The following is a 15,418-nucleotide window of genomic DNA, read 5'->3' on the forward strand; positions in this document are numbered from 1 at the left end:
GCACCGATTTTAGGGGATGGTTACAAATTTCTGTCAGGCCTTCATCCCATGGATTTGAACGAAGTGAGATGCTCCTTAATTTGAAGTCTGATTACATCAATTTAAGTTCTTCGTAAATTTGGTTGGGCCAAGATTAAAAAAACGAGCTCACTATTTACTTTCTTAAATGATTTTTTTGCCATTTAACTTTGGTTTTATTAGTATTGCCTCTGGCGAAACGTCAATCCTCGTTGTTTTTTTAAACCCTATCTTTAATAAGGTTTCTATTTCCATGGCAAAGATCAACGACTATTATCAGAAAAAACAGCTTATGGAAAAGCTCGCGAACGAGCTGGAGCAACTTGAAAAAGACCAGTCTCTGAAAAAAGAACTGGATTTCGAAAACAAAGTTCGCGACCTCATGAAGGAGTATGATAAATCCCCGAAAGATGTACTTCAGATCTTGTCGGCCATCGATCCTTCAATTGCAGGTTCAAAAACCGAAGTCGGTTCTGGTAGCCGTCCCAAGCGTCCGCTGAAAACCTACAAGAACCCGCACACCGGTGAAGTGGTTAAAACCCGTGGCGGTAATCACAAAACGCTGAACGAATGGCGTGACAAGTACGGTAAAGAAGCGGTCCAGAGCTGGCAGCAGGACTGATTATTTGTCGGTCGTATTTGTATTTCAATCCGGTCCTGGGGACCGGGTTGAAACCTTCCCGGTCGTTAACCGATAACGACCCGATTCTTCCCCGTTTCCTTCGCTCGATACAAAGCTTCATCGGCTTTTTGTAGCCACTGCATATAGTTCTCCGGATCTGCATTCAATTGGGATACGCCCATACTGACTGTATATCGAATGTCACCGGTATTTGTTTGCACGACGCTTTGTACGATCGTTTCCCGAATACGTTCACAAATGATCCGGGCCCCTTCCTGGTCGGTTTCCGGCAGTATGATTCCGAACTCTTCCCCTCCATATCGCCCCGCCTTGTCTGACTGACGGATGGCTTCCTTGGTAACGTTGGCCGCGTGCCGGATGACGTTATCGCCTGCCAGGTGCCCATGAGTGTCATTGATGGGTTTGAAATTATCGAGATCGAACATCACCAGGCTGGTGGCATGACCATATCGGCGAAAACGTTCGTATTCTGCGTCGACCAGATTTTCCCAGGTTCCACGATTGAGCAGACCGGTGAGTCGGTCGGTCATGCTGAGCTTTTCCAACTGTTCGTTGGCGCGTTCCAGGGCCCGCTTGCTGGTGGCGATGTCGGTGACGTCATACACCATCAAGCACACTTTCTCGACCTCGCCGGTTGGGCCGTTAAGCGGGTTGATGGTGAGACTCTGGAACATATACTCCTCAATGCCGGTAATCGGACGGGTGTTCCGGAATTTGAACAGGTACGGGCGTTGTTCCCAGGAAATGAAGGCGCGGGTGTTCAGCATGGCCACGGCATCGACCTTTTGGGTCAGCCACGCCTTTGGAATGTCAGGAAAAACATCGAACAGAACCTTATTGTGAACCTGGCTGGCCGTGATGCCACTGTGGTTTTCCATGAAGCCGTTCCAGGTTTGAACCCTGAAATCCAGATCCAGGACCACCAGGCCCACTTCAATGGATTCCAGCATGTCCACCAGCCAGTGAAAGGAGGTTGCTTCAAGGTCGTTCATGGGCATGGCTCAGTCCACCAGGTATTGCAGGCGTTGTTCCAGAAATGGGATGGAGGATTCGGTGAGCAAAATAAGCATGTCGCATTGAATATTGCGGTTTTCAAGAACATAGCTGATTTCAATGCAAAGCAGTTGCTCGTTCCGGCCCCTGTGATGCTCCAGGAGGTCGGTAATCTGGCGATGTTGTCCCAGCACTCTGGGGTGTGAAAGGCCGAGTTTGATGTCGAGCTGGTCGCCAATCCCTTTGAGGAAAGCGCCGAAAAGTATACTGGACATGTCCATCAGTACTTCCACATTCACCGCGTCGTCATCCGGATTCTCGTACTGGAGCATTTCGGCCATGTTCCGGAAACTGGCATCGGCAAACAGAAGCAGCGCCTCGCCGGCGATGCCTGCACCCGTAAACCCCTGGCAGACGGCCGAATAGGTGTCTCTGTCTTTTGCGGCAGAGATAGCCATGTGGAGTTCGGAGTTGGCGATAAAGGCGACGCGGGGGATGGGCTGCTTCACGAAAACATTGAGCAACCTCGCCAGCAGGTCGGAGGAACGCCCCATTGCAACGTTCGCAATTTCCTGCAGGTAGTCGTTCAGCGAAACCGAAATTTCCGGAATCTGACTGCCCGTTGCCGTCAGTGACGTATCACTGAGCGCGGTATCTTCCAGCTCCCCGGGCCGGTAGAGGCCATACTGGGTCAGCAGTTCAACGATCACCGCTGAATCCGTGGGCTTTTTGATGAAATCTATGGCGCCCAGTTTGCGGACCCGGTCTCGGGCTTCGGGTTGGATGTCGCCGGAGACCACAATGGTTAGTATCGGGAGATCTTCTGACCGGATGTGTTCAAGCACCCGATAGCCGTCAAGCTTTGGCATGTTCAGGTCCAGAAACATCAGATCAGCGGTGCCTGCTCTGAGTTTTTCAAGCGCCTCAACCCCGTTTTGAGCAAAATCCACTGTGTCGTGGAGTCCCTGGGGCAGGGCTCGGGCCATCTGTTTTCGGGCCAGTGAGGAGTCGTCGCAAATCAGGATGCGAGTGGTCATTGATATGGCCATTGCCAGTTTGTCAGCGAATTCAACAGTATATCAGCAATCAGTCTTATGTATATGAGTCATACAGATCTTTAATCTGATGAGGCCAGTTTTGGAAGCAAATTGGGGGTGGTTGAGAAATCGTTAACAAATGTTACCGCACTCTGATTGATTTGTTTCTGATTGTGAACAACCGCACTCTATTGGCCAGAGTGACTCAGATATAGTGGGTTTGTGGCAAATAACAAACAAAGGAAAAGCCACCTGTGGCCACCGGAACAACAAGAAAAACCGGGGCGGCAGTAGAGCCGGGCGTCGAAACAGGCTCTAACACCAACAATCAGAGACACAGATTATGAGACAGTACGCGTACGGATGCGCTGCCCTCGCTGTAATTTGCCTGGGCGGTGCGCCCTTTGCACAGGCAGAACTCAAACCCATCTCCGACAAGGCCATGAGCGATGTAACGGGGCAGGGGTTTATGCAGGTTGAGAATATTCAGGATGTTCCTGGTACCACTCACAATTTCACGCGCATGACTCTGGGAATGGACGTGGAAACCCGGGTCAACATCGACGACATTGAAGTTGGCCAGATTAACGGCGGCACGGATTTTTCTGCGCAACATATGGCTCTGGGGCATATTTCGCGGGACGCCACGACCGTGCAATACGATGGGAATACCTACGCGGTCGGGGACACAGTTCCTTTTCAGGCGTACCAGCCCTATATCGAGCTTGCTGAAAGTCCGGTGGACGGCAAGCTGTCCGGTTTCCGGATGGGCTTCAAGCAGGCCCGCGGTTCGGTTTCCTCTGTTACCTCCAGTTTCAGTGGCAACATTGGCGTCAAGTTGGTTGATGACGCTGGCAACCCTCACGACGCGACCCTGCTTGATTCAACCACCACTGCGACAAACCTCCGTGCTACCCACATCGGCATCGACGATGGTAGTGTGGCAGTAGACTGCTCAACCAGCACTAATTGCGCGCCGCTCACGCACCTGCAGTCGCTGATTGTCGGTTCCGGTAACACCGATGGCACCACGGGGTTCACCAAAGACTTCTTCATCGGCTTTCAGCGCGAGGGGGTCAACTGGCTGAGTCCAGATGGTTCCGGTACGACCATCAACGCCGGGCAAGGCGTTTTCATCAATCTGCCCAGCAGCACGAAAATCGACATGAGCCAGCTGGCCGGCCCGAACGGTGTTCCCCGCCTGCAGACACACCAGGTGGATATGGGGACGAAACTGTTTTAAGTGGTAAACTCCTGCCAGTGTTGAAAGTCACCGGCAGGAGTCCTTCCTTTTGATCCGCTCGTTCTACTGGCACGATTACGAAACCTTCGGCGTGGACCCCATTCACGATCGACCCTCTCAATTCGCCGGTGTCCGTACCGACGCAGACCTGAACATCATCGAAGATCCGTTGGTGATCTACTGCAAGCCCGCCGATGATTATCTGCCTTCTCCGGAGGCCTGCTTGATTACCGGTATCACCCCTCAAAAAGCGCTTGAGGATGGTTACCCCGAAGCCGAGTTCATTGCGCAGATCAACGAGGCATTCAGCCAGCCCGGTACCTGCGTGGTGGGGTATAACAGCCTGAGATTCGATGACGAGGTCACCCGTCACACGCTTTACCGTAACCTCCGTGATCCCTACGCGCGCGAATGGCAGAACGGGAATTCCCGGTGGGATATCATCGACATGGTGCGGCTGACCTATGCGCTTCGCCCGGAGGGCATCAACTGGCCGAAAAAGGAGGACGGTTCTCCCAGCTTCCGGCTGGAGGAGTTGACTGTGGCCAATGGCATCGCCCACGAGAGTGCCCACGATGCGATGTCGGATGTGACGGCGACCATTGCCGTCGCCAAGCTGATCAAGGATACGCACCCAAAACTCTTCAACTTCGTGCTGGAGCACAAGGACAAGCATTCCACGCGACAGATGCTCGATACCGCGACCATGAAGCCGGTGTTTCATGTGTCGGCGAAATACCCGGCCAGTCGCGGCTGCTGTGCCCTTGTGGCGCCGGTTGCCGAACACCCGACCAACAAAAACATGGTTATCGTGTACGACCTGCGGGAAGATCCTTCCGAGCTGATCAATGCGACCCCGGAACAGATCCGTGAGCGGGTGTTTACGTCCCAGGCGGATCTGGGTGAGGGCGTCACTCGTTTCCCGCTCAAGGGCGTCCAGCTGAACAAGTGTCCGGTTCTTGCTCCCGCGAACATGCTGTCTACCCTGTCAAAAGAGCGTCTGGCGGAGCTGGAACTGGACGGCGATGCCTTGCGGAGCAATCTTTCCCGTTTGCGGCAGGCGCCGGAGGTGGCCTCGAAAATAGCCCAGGCTTTTGACCAGTCTTTTGAGGGCTCGGACCTGACCGATCCGGATGAACAGCTTTACGCCGGCGGGTTTATCAGCAAGGGAGATCGGGAAAAACTGAACTGGGTGATCTCCCAGCCACCGGAAAGTCTGGGGGAGCTGGAAGTGCGCTTTGAAGACGAGCGCCTGCAGGAGTTGCTGTTCCGGTATCGAGCCAGGAATTACCCGAACACCCTGATCGGCGAAGAGATGGAGCGCTGGGAAGCCTTTCGGTCGGAGCGGCTCATGCATCCGAAATCCGGATGGCGGTCGCTGGAAGCCTATGCGCACGAATTGCAGCGTTTAGCTACAGATCCTGAGCTAACGCCGGAGAAACGGCACGTTCTGGAGGATCTGCATTTGTACGGCGAGTCTTTGATGCCCTATATCTGAAACTGGTGCTAAAACGGGGTCAGATGAACATTTCACCTGACGCCATCTTCATCTGACCCCGATTTCTCGATCACCGCCTGCGCTGGAAATATACGCTCAGGTTCTGCCCCATCAGACTCTGCACTTCGCTGCCGAGGGCTTCAGCCTGGATCTGCCGCTGCACCGGCAGCGTGGCCAGGGTGTGGCCATCGGTATCCCGGGCCTTGACCAGTTTCCAGTCTACCTCGTTGCTGAGGAGCGCGAGCGCTTCGCGAAGTTGCTTCTCGTCCTGTGGGCGGAACCAGCGGTCGCGGCAGCCTCCCAGGCTGTAGAAATTCGGTTCGGCGACCAGCAACTCCCAGCTTGCGTCGTTCCGGTTTGCCAGCACCATGCGGCGCAGTTGGCGGAGCGTCTGACGCGTGGGCTGCAACTTGTGTTCGGCAATGAGTTTTCGGATCTGCTTGTCGCCCGGCGTTTGTTCGTCCAGCGCGCTGTGCACGTGAACAATACCTCCGGCGTTGGTGGCGGTGTTGATCAGTGCCGCCAGTGACAGTGTCGTCATGGCAGGAGAGGGGAGCCGTCCCACTTCGATCCAGTGAACCTGATGGCCATCCGACACGAAGTTCTGGGCAATGGACCAGGGCCAGAACACGATGTTGTCCATGCCTATCTCGCTGGCCATGCGTGTGGCCTTTGCGATGTTGGCCAGGGACTCGTCTACCGCGATCACTTCGACATCGTCCAGGTAACGGGCCAGCTCCATGGCGCGCTGACCGGATTGGGCACCGCAAACCATGATTCGAAGCGTTCCCGGGAGGTTGTCTGTTTGCAGCCCCAGTTCCGTGGCCATGATGGTTTTCAGGCTGCTTTCTGCCTGGTAAGCCAATTGGCTCCAGGCTGGCCAGGCCTGAGGCACGTCCATCTTCTCAAGACACAGTTCGTCCGTTTTTTCCTGGAAGTTCTGTTTGATGGCCTCTTCTTCGGCCCGATCGTAGTAGCTGGCGGCAAGAACCGGTTGCAGCGCCAAAGGCCAGTCTGCGAGACCCCATTGGCCAAGCTGCACGGCAAAGCTCTGATGAAACAGGGCGCCGTACATGGCACTGATCATCAGGGAGCCGACGAGGGCATCCTGCTCATCGCCCAGCGCAAATTGCGCCTGAAGGCTGTCATTGATGGCGGCGATCAGGCGTTCTTCATCGTCCTCGGCAGCGAGAGCATAGCCGGTTCTGTCCGCGTACTGGGCAATCGCCAGAGTCAGCGGCTGAAGCTCATCCCTCAGTTTCACCGTCTGCGCCACTTCGGCCAGAATGGCGCGGCGCAGCAGAGTCACCAGTTCCTCAACGGCCGGGTTCGGCATCAGCGTCTTCTGCAGTGCGAGGAGAAGAAGTTGGTCTTCCGCTGCGGCCTCCAGCGAGACCTGTGCATCGGGATTATCCAGATCATAATGATGCTGAAGAATGGCGCCGACAAATCGACCAAGCTCCTGATGGGGTAAGCCGTCACGTTCAAGCAATGCAGTTGCGTCTTTGGCAAGGGCCAAGTCGGCACTGTTCACTGCGAGGTGTTGAGCACAGCTCAGCATGCCGCTGTAGATCGACGCCCACTCCGCACCGCTTTCAAGCAATTTGCGGTAATGCAGAAAAGCTACATCAAACTGCCCCTGCAAACGCTTGGCATGGGCAACGCCACAAAAAGCGGCGGCCGATTGCCGGTCGTATTCCAGTGCCTGGATAAAATACTGCTCCGCCAGAGCCGGACGCTCGGTTTGGATAGCCCAGTAACCCAGGTTGCAGTATTGCTGGGCTTGCGCTGGCTGCTGATCCAGGCTGGCGTTAAACAACGTGTGCGCTTTCTCACGGTTTCCGTCGTCCATCTCCACCCGGCCCAGCAGGCCCAGAGCGGCGGCGTTGTTAGGCTCCATTGCCAGTGCCTCAGTCAGGTAATCCCGGCATTCGTGGCGGGCCTTGAGCCGTTGCACGAACGACAATGACGGGCTGTTGGATTCGCCGTAGGCGAGATTGGCTTGCAGAAGCAGCCGAGCGACTTCGGCGTGCCGGGACTGGGATACCTGAACTTGATGCTTGGCTTGCATGGAATACCTCGTGAAATCCGCCGCAATGGGAAGCGGCAAAGATCTGCAGTTTTTTGACGGTTTGCCGTGCTTTGTAAGTGATCAGGCGAAATGCGTGCCAAGTTACCGAGTCTGGAAAAGGCGTGTTATTTGCATGTAGAGTTCAGGATGTCACTTTACCGTCAAATGGCCGTCGCTTATGAAAGTCCTCGTAACTGGTGGAGCTGGGTTTATAGGCTCTGCATTTATCCGTCACCTGATCAGTGATGGGGCCTATCAGGTTGTAAATGTCGACAAGCTGACGTATGCGGGAAGTCTTGATTCGTTAGCCGACATCAGTGAGTCTCCGGACTATGTGTTCGAGAAGGTCGACATTTGTGATCGTGCGAGTCTAATCCGGGTTTTTGCTGAGCATTCGCCGGATATGGTGGTACACCTCGCTGCTGAATCTCATGTGGATCGCTCAATTGATGGCCCTGAGACATGTATTCAAACCAATATAATGGGTACCTTTCATCTGATTGATGTTGCGCTCCGCTATCAGCGGGAAACGGGCCGGCTTCGTCGCTTTCATCATGTGAGCACTGATGAGGTTTTTGGTGATCTCGGTCTGGGAGATGTGCCGTTCAGCGAAAATTCTTCCTATCGTCCGAGTTCACCTTACGCAGCAAGTAAGGCCTGTGCGGACCACCTGGTACGAGCGTGGGGGCGTACGTATGGAGTACCGTTCGTTATAAGCAATTGCTCCAATAACTATGGGCCCTACCAGTACCCGGAAAAGTTGATTCCTCTTACTACAATGCGGGCATTGGCGGGCCGATCGTTGCCAATCTATGGCGATGGTCAACAGATTCGTGACTGGCTTTATGTGGAGGATCACGCACTCGCTCTCGAGAAAATCATGATTGATGGTCGAAATGGCGAAACCTACCTCGTTGGTGGGCGGGAAGAGCGAACCAATCTTGAGGTCGTCCGGGGTGTTTGTCAGGCTCTCCAGAAGTATCGGCCGAGGGAAAACGGATACGAAAAACTGATTACATTCGTGGGTGACCGGCCGGGGCATGACCGCCGCTATGCGGTCGATACGACAAGTTTGGAGCGGGAGCTGGGCTGGAGGCCGCTAAGGTCGTTCGAAAGCGGGCTGGATAATACAGTCCGCTGGTATCTGGAAAACTTCCGATGGCTGGAAGCCAAAGAGACGAACGGTGAGCGTCTGGGACTTGGCGGAGATATCAGGGTATGAAGGGAATCATTCTGGCTGGCGGCACCGGGGCCCGCCTATATCCAATTACTACGGGGGCTTCCAAGCAGCTTCTGCCCGTGTACGACAAACCGATGATTTACTACCCTTTGTCCGTCTTGATGTTGGCGGGTATAAGGGACATCCTGATTATTACTACGCCAGAGGACCGCGGCAGCTTTGAACGCATGCTGGGTGACGGTAGCGGATTCGGAATTCGGCTTTCCTATGCTGTACAAAAGGTGCCAGAGGGATTGGCGCAGGCCTTTTTGATAGGAGAGAAGTTTATTGGGAGGGATAGAGTTTGCCTTGTTCTCGGTGACAACATTTTCTATGGCCAAGGGTTTTCGCCAAAGCTGCGTAATGCTGCCGCTCGGGAAGTGGGCGCGACAATCTTCGGGTATCAGGTGCGTGATCCGGAGCGTTTCGGCGTAGTGGAGTTCGATGAAAAACAGCAGGTAATATCTATTGAGGAAAAACCGCTACGGCCTCGCTCAAGCTACGCAGTTACCGGGCTGTACTTCTATGATAATGACGTCGTCGATATCGCAAGGCATGTGGAGCGATCCGAGCGAGGGGAGCTGGAAATCAGCAGCATCAACCAAGTTTATCTTGAACGGGAGAAGCTGGTAGTAGAGAGATTGGTTAGAGGGTTTGCTTGGCTCGATACCGGGACGCATGAAAGCTTACTGGAGGCGGCGCAGTTCGTCGAAACGATAGAAAAACGGCAAGGCTTTAAAATCGCTTGCCTGGAGGAGATCGCTTTGAATCAAGGGTGGATATCCACTGACTATCTGCGTCAGTCAAGGGCTTTTGCCGCCGGTAATGGCTATGGTCAGTATGTCAGGGAAATTGTGGCGGAATATGATTCCAGTTACTGAGCCTTATCTCCCCCCCCGTGGTCGTTTGGACTATTACCTGGACCGGGTGTACGCTTCCCATCGCCTTACGAACGATGGCCCTCTGGTGCGTGAGCTTACTCGTCGCCTGGAGGATTACCTCGGTGTCACAAATCTCTTGTTGGTTGCAAACGGTACCTTGGCAATCCAGTTGGCTTTGGCAACCCTCGGAGTAAAGCGAGGGAGAGGGCTGACCACCCCTTTCACATTTCCTGCCACTAGCTCAGCTCTCTCATGGCAGGGAGTAGAGCCGCAGTATGCCGATATTGATCCGGAAACGCTGAACTTAGATCCGCTCGCTGCTGATCATGCAGTGACTGCGGATACTCGGGTCATCTTGCCGGTCCATACATACGGAAATCCCTGTGATGTTGAACGATTCAGAGCACTGGCGAACAGAATTCGCGTACCCCTAGTTTATGATGCTTCCCATGCTTTCGGTGTTCAACTCAACGGCCAGAGTCTGCTGAACTGGGGCGATGCGGCGACTCTTAGCCTGCATGCAACCAAGCTCTTTCACACAGCGGAGGGTGGAGGCATTGTTTTCCGAGATTCACACCTTCTAGAAGAGGCTCGTTCAATGATTAATTTTGGTCTTGATAACGGCTCGCCCGTGAGGATTGGAATCAACGCCAAAATGAGCGAAATGCACGCCGCTATGGGGTTAGCGGTGCTGGAGGCTATCGATGAAATCATTGATTACCGAATGGCTATTCAGGACCATTACCGCAAACGGCTTTCAGGACGAATAGAACTCCCGGTATTTTCGGCCGATGCCAGCGCCAACGGCGCCTATATGCCGGTGCTATGCCGGAACGCGGTGCATCGGAAAAGGGTTCAGCGCCACCTGCTTGCAAACGGCATAGAAAGCCGTGCCTATTTTTCGCCCGCTTTGGGGTCACTTGGCCTGTATACCAAAGAAATCACTGGAGCTGGTGTCGAATTCGCGGACCGAATACTCTGCCTCCCGATTTTTTTCGGACTTTCGACCATACAGGTTGACCACATTTGCGATCTTGTTTGTGCCATTCCCCCGACCCAGGAACCTGCATTGTGAAACGTCCTCAACTGGTCATATACGGGAACGGCCATATGGCCCGGATGCTGGCAGAGATTGTGTCGCCATCCTATGAGACAGTGGCCTTTACCGTCGACAGGGACCTGATTTCACGGCCTGAATTCTGCGGCCTTCCTCTGTTGCCCTTCGATGCGATCGACACCCTTTTTTTACCTGCGGAATACTCGATGCTGATTGCCGTCGGCTACGTGGGGATGAACAGTATTCGGTTGGAGCGGGCAGCTGAAGCACGGGCTAAAGGCTATAAGCTGATTAACTACATCGATAAATCAGCGCGTCTGTATCCCTCTACTGATCTCGGCGACAACAATGTGATTCTGGAGTATGCGGTGTTGCATCCCGGGAGCCAAGTTGGCTCGGCCAACTTTATCGGCAGCAACGTTAACCTGGGACATGGCACCCAGCTGGCGGATGGTTGTTGGCTCAATAGCGGTGTTGCCATCGGTGGTGAGGTGCGGCTGGGGCACGGTTGTGTGTTCGGAATGAATGCGTCAGCAGCACATGGAATCAGCGTGGGAGAAAAAACGTTCGTGGCCGCCAACACTTTTCTTGCCGACAGCTCATCTGAAGGAGCCGTTTTCCTGTCTGAGCGGGCAATCAAGCATCGTCTCAAAAGCGAAACCTTTCTTAGACTGCTGGGGGTGGTATGAGTGGCCCGATTTACTGCCGGTTTATGCGGCAAGTTGTGCGCCAGCCGGACAAAACTGCTCTGGTCGCTATTAATGGAACCGATTCATATAGGCAACTTCACCGAGCAGTAGAGGCGTGTGTTAGGCAGCTCGCCGGCTGGGGGCTTCAAAGGGGTGATCACCTTGGCGTGTTATTGCCGAATTGTCGTGAGTTTGTTGTTCTGATGTTAGCTGCTGCTCGCATGGAGCTGGTACTGGTGCCTCACTCCATGAGTCTCGGAGCACGAGCGTTATCGACAGTATTCGAACATACACGGGTTCGGCGTTGCGTGATCTGGCACGCTCGCCTGCCGGACCTGGAATCCGTCCTCGGGGAGAGCGGGCTCGCCTGGTTTGTGGCAGGAGGCCAAAGGGCAGGCTATCCGCATCTGGAGCTTGAGGGAGGTGGTGAGACAGACCCAACCGACGCGCCCCAGGTCAGTCAGGTTGTCAACGACATCCCCTATATCCTGACCCTAACGTCGGGTTCCACGGGTGAACCCAAGCCGATCATTTTGAGCCAGCAAACCAAGATCGCCCGAGCCAGGAGTGCTATCGATGCGTATGGGCTAACTGACCAGGATGTCATCGTGGCAGCTACTCCACTTTATCACTCTCTAGCTGAGCGGCTTGTGCTATTACCCCTGATGATCGGTGCCACCTGTGTTCTCCAGCCTCACTTTACGGCCGAGCGCTGGCTAGACGATGTGGAGCAATATGGGGTGACGTTCTCAATCATTGTATCGACCCAGGTGAGACGCATTCTTGAGTATTGTCAGGCGAGTGATCGCTGTTTTCCAGCGACCCTGAGGACCTTGGTGTCCTCCTCAGAGCAACTATCTGTGGACAGTAAGATCAGCGTTCTGAGACTGTTCCGTGGTCAGTTTCACGAATGCTACGGCGCATCAGAGGTGGCGACAGTGTCGGATCTCAATGCCAACGCCAATCCGGAAAAATGGGCCTCGGTCGGGTTGCCAATGCCGGGAGTGAATCTCCGAATCGTGAGCTCCGAAGGAAACGTGGCTCCTGTTGGCGAATCTGGGGAGATCGAGGTCCGCACTCCCCTGGCGTTCAGTGGTTATTATGAGCGACAGGAGGAGACGGCTGCCGCGCATCATGAAGGCTATTTCCGGACTGGAGATTTGGGCTACCTTGATGAGGACGGCTTCTTGTATTTCTTGGGGCGCAAGAAACATACGATCATCACCGGTGGCATCAATGTTTACCCGCGCGATATCGAGGATCTGGTCAGCAGTGATCCCGATGTTCGTGACTGCGCTGCATTTGCTGTTCCGGACCCGGTTCTGGGTGAGGCCGTCGCCGTCGCGGTGGTCACCGATGATCTCGACTCCCGCCTGATTCGCAGACTGCGCCTTCTCTGCGCTCGTGAACTCAGTGATTACCAGCAGCCCCGCAGATTTTACCGGTTTGAAGTGATTCCCCGTAGCGGTCTTTCAAAAGTGGACCGACGAGCCATTGAGAAAATTGCTGGTCAGATGAAACCTGTCTTTGAGGTATGAGCGTGTCGCAACCCCAGCCAAAACCCTTGTCATTAGCCTTTATAGGCGGTTCGATTGCCTCTGCGGTGGGCTATACCCACAATGTCGCTAGCCAGATGGACCACCGTTGGGTACTTGTTGCAGGATGCTTCAGTAAGCGGACGGTGATCAATCAGGAGACAGGAGAACGTTGGGGGGTATCTCCAGACCGAGTCTATGCAGACTGGCAGACACTGCTTCGTAAAGAAAAGGGGCGGGTGGATGCCGTGGTGGTTCTGACGCCGACGCCCTCCCATGCCGAGATTGTTAAAGCTGCGTTGAGGGCAGGCTTCCCGGTGATTTGTGAGAAAGCGCTGGCGACCAGCCTGGAGGAGGTGGAGAGTATTCAGCAGATTTTGAAGTCTACTCAAGGCTTTCTCGCAGTAACCTACAACTACAGTGGCTACCCAATGCTCCGAGAGCTACGGCAGAAGATTCAGGCTGGTGATCTGGGAGATATTTTCCAGATAATTGTTGAAATGCCCCAAGAGGGTTTCATCCGCTCTGGAGTATGCGGTGAGCTGCGAAAACCCCAATCCTGGAGGCTGGTGGATGGAGGTATCCCAACCATTTACCTGGATCTTGCTGTCCACTTGCACCACATAAATTACTTCTTGACTGGAAGACATCCTGTCAAAGTAGTGTCAGACCAAGATAGTCACGGTTGGTTTAACGGAGTGGTAGATAACGTATCATGCCTGCTTCGTTACGAAGATGGCATGCAGTCTCAGATGTGGTTTAGTAAATCGGCGCTTGGTTACCGTAATGGTTTGAGAGTCAGGGTGTTTGGGCGAAAGGCTAGCGCGGAATGGGTCCAGACGAATCCAGAAGAACTTGTGCTGAATCATGCCTCTGGGCAACGCGAGTTACTTGATAGAGGAGGTAATGTGTACCTGGCCAGCGACAGACGCTATGAGCGATTCAAGGCTGGGCACCCGGCAGGCTTTGTAGAAGCCTTCGCAAACTTGTATGTCGATATGGCTGATTCACTTGAGCTTTTTAACAAAGGTGAAGCTTTGGAATCAGATTATGTTTTTGGCTTGGAGACCGCTTTAGGTGGCGCTCAGCTTCTTGAGGCAATTGTAGAATCCGCTTTAGATCAGAAGTGGGTGAGCTGTGTGAGATGGAAGGCAATTAAATGAATGAATTTGAGTTAAAGACCTACTCTGGTGAGCCGATTCTGCGTGTGGTTTGTAAAGCGCTCGAGTCACGAGGACCATTGCCATCGGATAATGACATTACGAATTACGATTACATTGCGGGGGGGCTCGTCGATTCTTTATCTCTGCTTGGGTTTATTGTCGGCTTGGAAGAGACGTTCAATATTGCATTTTCCGACAGTGATTTCGATAGTGCCGAGTTCAGAACGGTCGGTGGCTTGGCGAATCTTATTGCCCGAAAACGCTCTTTGGAACCAGAATAAGGGTCAATGTTGTTTAGGCGGCGGAATGAAATACATGACGCTTTCTGTGAAGCCCTCCATGTAGTGCCGTAAATAAAGTGAGTAATACGGATAATATGATAAGACAAGTTCCGGAATTTCCCTGAGGTCTTGGGCTCGATGATAGACACAGATTGCCAGGCGGGGAGCGTGCTTTCGAATTTGCAGCTCTGCTCCTTCAAGCGCAGATAACTCGTGGCCCTCAATATCCATTTTGATAAAGCTAACAGGTTTCTCAATAATGTCGTCGAGTCGTGCAGTCTCTATAGTGACATCTGAAGGGGTTGGCTCTGCTAATCTGGAGCTACTTCCGTCAGCAACGAACGTGGAGTGGCCACTTCGTCGAGACAATGCTTCTGGATGGAACACGATGTCTCGCACCCCAGTGAGTCTCCGTTGAGATTCCTCCATATTGTCTCTTGCCGGCTCGAAATAGTGAACCGTTTTATAGTCGGGGCACTGCTTTATAAATTCAAAGGTCGTTTGGCCATCATAACCTCCGACATCAACGAAAATTTCGTCTTGCTTATTCAGGTTGAGGAATGGTTCAAAATACTGTTGAGCCTCTCTGCAATCGAATGGCTCCATGTGCTGGATGTCGTATGTTGTTCGGAACGCTATGAGTCTATCCAGGCAGTCTTTGGACTCTTCATCCGCCAATCTGGTACGCAACCATGAGTAGTACTCTTGGTGAGCTTTCAGTTCGTGATTAAAGCCTTTCCAATATTCTATATCCTTGATATTTAAAGACGAATTTTTAACAAAGGAAAAATAGTCAAGGCTGTCAAACTTAAAATGTTTTACTCTCTGGAGCGCTGACTTGGGCCGGTACACAACCGCCATCAATACTAGCGCTGTTTCTGGCACTTCGGACATGGAAACAATCGGTTTACCATTAAACGAGCAATCTTGGGTGAAGTCGTTGATGTAACCATCAATGTCGATTAACTCGGAGACACTCACGGCATAATCGTTTGTCCCCAGAATATATTTGGGCCGAGTGGAATTTATGAAGTCATGACAAAAGCGACGGGCATATTCGACGTTTCGGTTAAGTTGCATCTGTTTCTTC

General features: G+C 53.3%; 14 protein-coding genes. 10 read left to right on the top strand and 4 right to left on the bottom strand.

The window, feature by feature from the left end; genetic code table 11:
* The first annotated feature begins 271 nt into the window (after positions 1-271).
* The gene (locus MLD04_RS03015) at positions 272-640 is read left to right on the top strand and encodes a histone-like nucleoid-structuring protein, MvaT/MvaU family (RefSeq protein WP_248154639.1); all 369 of its coding nucleotides are present in this window, start codon (positions 272-274) and stop codon (positions 638-640) included.
* Between the two features lie 65 nt (positions 641-705).
* Here MLD04_RS03015 and MLD04_RS03020 read toward each other — a convergent pair whose 3' ends face one another.
* Positions 706-1,659 (bottom strand): GGDEF domain-containing protein, encoded by a 954-nt coding sequence (locus tag MLD04_RS03020; protein WP_248154641.1) that lies wholly within the window; start codon positions 1,657-1,659, stop codon positions 706-708.
* 3 nt (positions 1,660-1,662) lie between these two features.
* Positions 1,663-2,691: a response regulator gene (locus tag MLD04_RS03025; RefSeq protein WP_248154643.1), complete on the bottom strand. Its 1,029-nt coding sequence runs from the start codon at positions 2,689-2,691 to the stop codon at positions 1,663-1,665.
* Positions 2,692-3,034: 343 nt separating this feature from the next.
* On the opposite strand from MLD04_RS03025, the gene MLD04_RS03030 reads away from it, so the two are divergent.
* On the top strand, positions 3,035-3,934 hold the full coding sequence (locus MLD04_RS03030) for a hypothetical protein (RefSeq protein WP_248154645.1): 900 nt from the start codon (positions 3,035-3,037) through the stop codon (positions 3,932-3,934).
* Positions 3,935-3,983: 49 nt separating this feature from the next.
* Positions 3,984-5,432: an exodeoxyribonuclease I gene (gene sbcB / locus MLD04_RS03035; RefSeq protein WP_248154647.1), complete on the top strand. Its 1,449-nt coding sequence runs from the start codon at positions 3,984-3,986 to the stop codon at positions 5,430-5,432.
* Positions 5,433-5,502: 70 nt separating this feature from the next.
* Here sbcB and MLD04_RS03040 read toward each other — a convergent pair whose 3' ends face one another.
* On the bottom strand, positions 5,503-7,503 hold the full coding sequence (locus MLD04_RS03040; RefSeq protein ID WP_248154649.1) for a tetratricopeptide repeat protein: 2,001 nt from the start codon (positions 7,501-7,503) through the stop codon (positions 5,503-5,505).
* A 178-nt stretch (positions 7,504-7,681) separates the two neighbouring features.
* Here MLD04_RS03040 and rfbB point away from each other — a divergent pair, with 178 nt between their 5' ends.
* Genes rfbB through MLD04_RS03075 form a run of 7 tightly spaced genes read left to right on the top strand, consistent with a single transcriptional unit; the run spans position 7,682 to position 14,328 of the window.
* Positions 7,682-8,725, top strand: coding sequence for a dTDP-glucose 4,6-dehydratase (rfbB, locus tag MLD04_RS03045; RefSeq protein ID WP_248154651.1), 1,044 nt, complete (start codon positions 7,682-7,684; stop codon positions 8,723-8,725).
* Positions 8,722-9,603, top strand: coding sequence for a glucose-1-phosphate thymidylyltransferase RfbA (gene rfbA / locus MLD04_RS03050; protein ID WP_248154653.1), 882 nt, complete (start codon positions 8,722-8,724; stop codon positions 9,601-9,603). The genes rfbB and rfbA overlap by 4 nt, the downstream gene beginning before the upstream one ends.
* Positions 9,587-10,678 carry a DegT/DnrJ/EryC1/StrS family aminotransferase gene (locus tag MLD04_RS03055; protein ID WP_282451712.1) on the top strand — a complete coding sequence of 364 codons (1,092 nt, stop codon included), beginning with the start codon at positions 9,587-9,589 and terminating at the stop codon, positions 10,676-10,678. The genes rfbA and MLD04_RS03055 overlap by 17 nt, the downstream gene beginning before the upstream one ends.
* A 35-nt stretch (positions 10,679-10,713) precedes the next feature.
* Complete coding sequence (locus tag MLD04_RS03060; RefSeq protein ID WP_248154657.1) at positions 10,714-11,349, top strand: DapH/DapD/GlmU-related protein; 636 nt, start codon at positions 10,714-10,716, stop codon at positions 11,347-11,349.
* A gap of 23 nt (positions 11,350-11,372) precedes the next feature.
* Positions 11,373-12,887, top strand: a complete 1,515-nt coding sequence (locus MLD04_RS03065) for a class I adenylate-forming enzyme family protein (RefSeq protein WP_248155391.1) — start codon at positions 11,373-11,375, stop codon at positions 12,885-12,887.
* A 2-nt stretch (positions 12,888-12,889) separates the two neighbouring features.
* Positions 12,890-14,047, top strand: coding sequence for a Gfo/Idh/MocA family protein (locus MLD04_RS03070; protein WP_248154659.1), 1,158 nt, complete (start codon positions 12,890-12,892; stop codon positions 14,045-14,047).
* Positions 14,044-14,328: an acyl carrier protein gene (locus tag MLD04_RS03075; protein WP_248154661.1), complete on the top strand. Its 285-nt coding sequence runs from the start codon at positions 14,044-14,046 to the stop codon at positions 14,326-14,328. Before MLD04_RS03070 ends, MLD04_RS03075 begins: the two co-directional genes overlap by 4 nt.
* A gap of 3 nt (positions 14,329-14,331) precedes the next feature.
* Here MLD04_RS03075 and MLD04_RS03080 read toward each other — a convergent pair whose 3' ends face one another.
* A complete protein-coding gene (locus tag MLD04_RS03080; RefSeq protein ID WP_248154663.1) occupies positions 14,332-15,408 on the bottom strand; it encodes an FkbM family methyltransferase in 1,077 nt (358 codons plus the stop codon).
* Positions 15,409-15,418: the final 10 nt, after the last annotated feature.

The sequence above is a fragment of the Marinobacter koreensis genome (assembly GCF_023156285.1).
GTDB classification, from domain to species: domain Bacteria; phylum Pseudomonadota; class Gammaproteobacteria; order Pseudomonadales; family Oleiphilaceae; genus Marinobacter; species Marinobacter koreensis.